Annotated in this window: 3 protein-coding genes and 1 pseudogene; all 4 read right to left on the bottom strand. The window is 72.9% G+C overall.

Annotated features, from left to right (window positions below):
- Positions 1–52: 52 nt before the first annotated feature.
- Positions 53–1,495 carry an FGGY-family carbohydrate kinase gene (locus ACFV5N_RS24855; protein WP_385603915.1) on the bottom strand — a complete coding sequence of 481 codons (1,443 nt, stop codon included), beginning with the start codon at positions 1,493–1,495 and terminating at the stop codon, positions 53–55.
- Between the two features lie 67 nt (positions 1,496–1,562).
- A complete protein-coding gene (locus ACFV5N_RS24850) occupies positions 1,563–2,372 on the bottom strand; it encodes a DeoR/GlpR family DNA-binding transcription regulator (RefSeq protein ID WP_385603913.1) in 810 nt (269 codons plus the stop codon).
- Positions 2,373–2,447: 75 nt separating this feature from the next.
- A complete protein-coding gene (locus ACFV5N_RS24845) occupies positions 2,448–3,830 on the bottom strand; it encodes a GntP family permease (RefSeq protein WP_385603910.1) in 1,383 nt (460 codons plus the stop codon).
- A 65-nt stretch (positions 3,831–3,895) separates the two neighbouring features.
- Positions 3,896–4,706 (bottom strand): annotated as a pseudogene (locus tag ACFV5N_RS24840) (homoserine dehydrogenase); the annotation flags it as partial.

Here is a 4,706-nt window from a genome sequence, read left to right as displayed (position 1 = left end):
GGTGCCCCCAGTAGCCGGCGGCGCGGCCCCGCGAAGATCCGCAAGAGACGGCCTACCCCTCCCCGTGCGTGGACTCCCGCACCGCCGCGAATTGCTGGCGGATGCCCGTGCCCGTCGCCAGGGCTTCGTCCGTCGGGTGGTAGGTCTCGCCCGCCGGTTCGGGCCATTTGGGTGGGGTGTCGGGGGACAGCGTGCCCTGGTCCACGCCCAGGGACCAGGCCGCCTGGCGGGCCGCGCCCAGGGCGGTGTACGTGGCGGGGGCCGGGATGACGACCGTGGCTCCGAGCAGGGACGGGGCCAGGTCGCGGACCGCCGGGAGGTCGGCCGCCGCGCCGAGGAGGAAGACGCGGTCGATGCGGACGCCGCTGCGGCGCAGGACGTCCGCCGCGTCCGCCAGGCCGCACAGCATGCCTTCGAAGGCCGCGCGGGCGAGGTGTTCGGGCTTCATGCTCTCCCGGCGCAGCCCGGTGAGGGTGCCCGCCGCGTGCGGGAGGGCGGGGACGCGTTCGCCGGCCAGGTAGGGGAGGAAGACCAGGCCGTGGGCTCCGGGCGTGGAGCGGAGGGCGAGGTCGGAGAGGGCGGGCAGGTCGCAGCCGAGGAGTTCGGCCGTGCCGCGCAGGACCCGTACCGCGTTGAGGGTGCGGACCACCGGCAGGTGGTGGCCGGTGGCGTCCGCGTAGGCGGTGACGCCGCCGCTGGCGTCCGGGGGCAGGGCCGCCCCGTGGACCGCGCACACCGAGCCGGAGGCGCCGAGTGAGATGACCGCGTCGCCGGGGCCGACGCCGAGGCCGAAGGCGGCCGCCATGGTCTCCCCGGTGCCGGCGGAGATCAGCTGGCCTTCGGGGGTGCGGCCGGCCGGCTGGGCGGGGGCGAGGACTTCGGGGAGGGCGACGGCGTGGCCGAGGGCGAGTTCGACGAGTTCGGGGCGCCAGGCGCCGCCGAGCGGCGACCAGTAGCCGGTGCTGGAGGCGCCGCCGCGGTCGGTGGCCATGCGGGCGGGGCGGCCGAGGAGCTGCCACACCAGCCAGTCCTGGGCGAGGGCCACCCCGGCCACCCGGCGGGCGGCTTCCGGGTTGTCCCGGGCGAGCCGGCGCAGCCGGGCGACCGGCGCTCCGCCCTGCGGGACGGAGCCGACCGCGCGGCTCCAGGCGTCGGGGCCGCCGAGCGCGTCGACCAGTTCCCGGGCGGCGGCCTCCAGGGCCGCGGCCCGGCCGCGGTCCTCGCCGCCCACCGGCGGGGAGGCGGCGCGTACCGGGGCGCCGGTCTCGTCGAGGGCGACGACGGCGTGCGCCTGGGCGGCCACGCCGATGGCGGAGACGTCTTCCAGGACGCCGCCCCCGGCGGCCTCTCCCAGGGACAGCAGCCATGCCTCGGGCGTGGCTTCGGCGGCCGGGTGGTCGGCGTGTCCGTGCCGTACCACCTGGCCCGTATCGGCATCACAGACCACGATGCGGGTGTAAACGGATGAGCTGTCCAGACCGGCGACAATCCCCATGGGGCCGATGATGCCCTACCGCACCGGACATCCACCCCCGGCGATCAGTGTTGTGACAGTCCGCTCATCACTCTGTAGCGGTGGCTGTCGCGAGGGCGGTGGCGATGCCCTGGCCGCGCAGGGTGTCCCGCGCCGCCTGGGGCAGGCCGTCGTCCGTCACGATCGACTCGAACGCGTCCAGTCCGGCCACCCGGTACATGCCGAAGGTGCCGTACTTGGCGGACCCGGCCAGCAGGACCGAGCGCGAAGCGCTGGCCATGGCCGCCTGTTTGACCTCCACCTTCGCGGGCGACGGCGTGGTCACCCCGCGCTGCGGGTCCCAGGAACTGGTGGAGATGAACGCGATGTCCAGCGCGAGCTGGGTCAGCGTCTGCGCCGCGAGCCGCCCCACCGTGGAGCGGTTGGCGTGCTCTATGCGGCCCCCGGTGTGGATGACCTCCACGTCCGGGTTGCCCATCAGGGCGTTGGCCGTGGTGAAGTCGTTGGTCACCACCGTCATGCCCTGGCGCCGCACGAGGTGCGGGACCAGGGCCTGACAGGTGGTGCCGGCGTCCAGATAGACGGTGGTGCCGTCGTGCAGGAGTTCCCCCGCGCGGGCGGCGATGGCGAGCTTCGCCGGCTGGTCCATGGTCGACTTGTCGACGAAGCTCGGCTCGTGGTGCAGCTGCCCGGCGATGCGCACACCGCCGGGCACCGACACGGCGCGTCCCTGCCGCTCCAGTGCCGCGATGTCGCGCCGCACCGTCATGTGGGAGACCCCGAGCAGCTCGGTCAGCTGGTGCACGCTGAGCACCGCGTGCCCGCGCAGCAGCTTGATGAGCAGCTCCCGGCGCTGATCGGGGATCAGCGGGGTGTCCTGGGACGCGTCCGCGGCCACGTGCGTACCTCCCTGTGCCTTGTCTGTGTGTCGGCCTGTCTGTCTGTCAGCGTGTCAGCCGGCCGGTCCCGGGCGTCAGATGACGCCGAACCCGTACAGCGCGTACACGATCGCGAAGCCGGTGACCCCGGACAGGGCCGAGGCCACGCCGATGGAACGGATGCCCTGGCCGACCGTCATGTTGGACAGGGTGGTGGTGACCCAGAAGCCCGAGGAGTTGGCGTGCTTCATGATCTGCGCTCCGGTGCCGCACGCCAAGTAGATGGCCAGCGCGGAGATGCCCAGGCCCTCGGCGAGCGGTTCCATGATCGCGGCGGCGGTCATCACGCCGAGGATATTCGAACCCGTGATGGTGCAGATGGCCGCGGCCACCAGGAAGGGCACGATGATCGGGGACAGGCCCCAGTCCTGGATCATGTCGGCGACGGAGTCCGCCACCTCGGTGTCCCGGACGATCGTGGCCAGTGCGCCACCGACACCGGTGAGGGCCAGCGGCAGCGCCGCGAGCTTCAGACCGGCCTCGAACAGGTCGTTGACGGTTTCCTTGTCCGCCCACCGGCGGCCGAACAGCGGCAGCGCGGACAGGCAGCCCAGGAACAGGGCTATGACGGGCGCTCCGACGAACTCCAGCGTCTTCGCGACGGCGTTGTCGGCCTCGAAAAGGTCGATCATGAAGGAGTTCATCATGATCAGCACGATGGGCAGGAAAACCGGCACCAGCGACATCCACAGCGGGGGGAGATCCTGCTTGTCCTCCGCGTCCGTACCCGTGCCCGCGCCGCCCGTGCCTCCGGAGGTGCCGCCGCCCTGGCCGGCCAGGTGCGCGACGAACTCGGGCTTGGGGTCCACGTGCGTCTTGATGGTCAGCAGGTACAGCGTCGCGACGATGATGCCCGGAATGGCCACGACCAGACCCCACAGCGTCGCCTCACCCAGGTCGACGCCCAGCAGCGAGGTGGCGGCCAGCGGGCCGGGGCCCGGGGGGATGAGCGAGGTCATCACGTAGGCGCCGATGTACAGGATCGGGCCGAGCCGCATCATGGACATCTTCGACTGGAACGCGATGGCCGACACCACCGGGATCAGCATCAGCACCACGGTGTCGGCGATCAGCGGGATGCCCACCACCGACGAGGCGAGCACGACCGCCCACGGCACCTTGCGCCCGGAGAACAGGCTCAGCGCGGCCTGGGTGATCCGCAGGGCGGCGCCGCTCAGCTCCAGCATCTTCCCCAGCACACAGCCGAAGATGACCAGCAGACCCACACTGGCCATGGTGTTGCCGAAGCCGGTGGTGATCAGCTCGATCGTCTTGGTGCCGCCCATGCCGAGCGCCATGCCCAGCGAGGTGACGATGATGAACAGGGTGGCCACCGGGTGGACCTTGAACTTGGCGATCAGCAGCACCAGCGCCGCGATCGCCGCGCCGAACGCGAAGAGCGTGTAGGCGTCGGACATGGCGAACCTCTTTGTTTCGTGGCCGCGTCACTGCGGCCGTCCTGGGGAGGGGGAGTGGGGGGAGATCAGGGGGCGGGGACGGGGATCCCGGGGTAGGCCGCGCGCCCGGCGGTCCAGGCGGCGAGCAGGTCGGGGTCGCAGCCGCTCACGTCGTCGAGGGTGAGCAGCGAACCGGCCGCCACGTCCCGGACGAGGGTGGCGTGCGCGGCCAGGTACAGCGGCGCGGTGCCGGCGGGCGCGTCCGCTTCGGGGAGCAGGACGGGGGCCACGCCGGTGACCTCGTGGTGGTGGCCGCCCATGGTGAGGACGGTCCCGGCGGACAGGTCCTGGGTGGCGCGCCCGGCGAGTACGGCGTGCTGGGCGGGGGTGGGGGACCCGGCGGGGATGCCGCGCAGGACGGCGTCGCGCAGGGTGGTCGGGGTCTCGACGCCCATCAGGTGGTAGGGCAGGTAGAGGCAGGCGTACCGGCCGTCGCGGCTGACGACGTGTCCCTTCTGCCGCAGCGTCTCCCAGGTGATGGAGTCGTGGGTGCGGACGACGACGAACACGCCCCCGGCGAAGCTGGCTTCCCCGGGGAGCCGCAGCACGCTGAAGACGTCCACGACGCCGGGCCGGGTGACGACGCCGCCGTGCTCGCGCAGCGCGTACACGTCGGCGAGTTCGGCGGTGCGGGCCACCGGGTAGTGCAGCGCCTCGACGTCCGGGGTGAACCCGGTGCTGGTGGCGACCACGGCCATCTCGCAGTAGTCGGCGGCGGCGCTGCGCTTGAGGCCGCTGACGGCCTCGGCGCGGGCGGCGAGGGTGGTGCGGACGCCCTCGGGGCCGTCGGCCAGCTTCAGCAGGCCGCCGAGGGCGGGGGCGTGGACGGTCTGGTCG

This window comes from Streptomyces sp. NPDC059853, from assembly GCF_042731495.1.
Lineage (GTDB): Bacteria > Actinomycetota > Actinomycetes > Streptomycetales > Streptomycetaceae > Streptomyces.
This window is presented reverse-complemented; position numbering and strand designations above follow the sequence as displayed.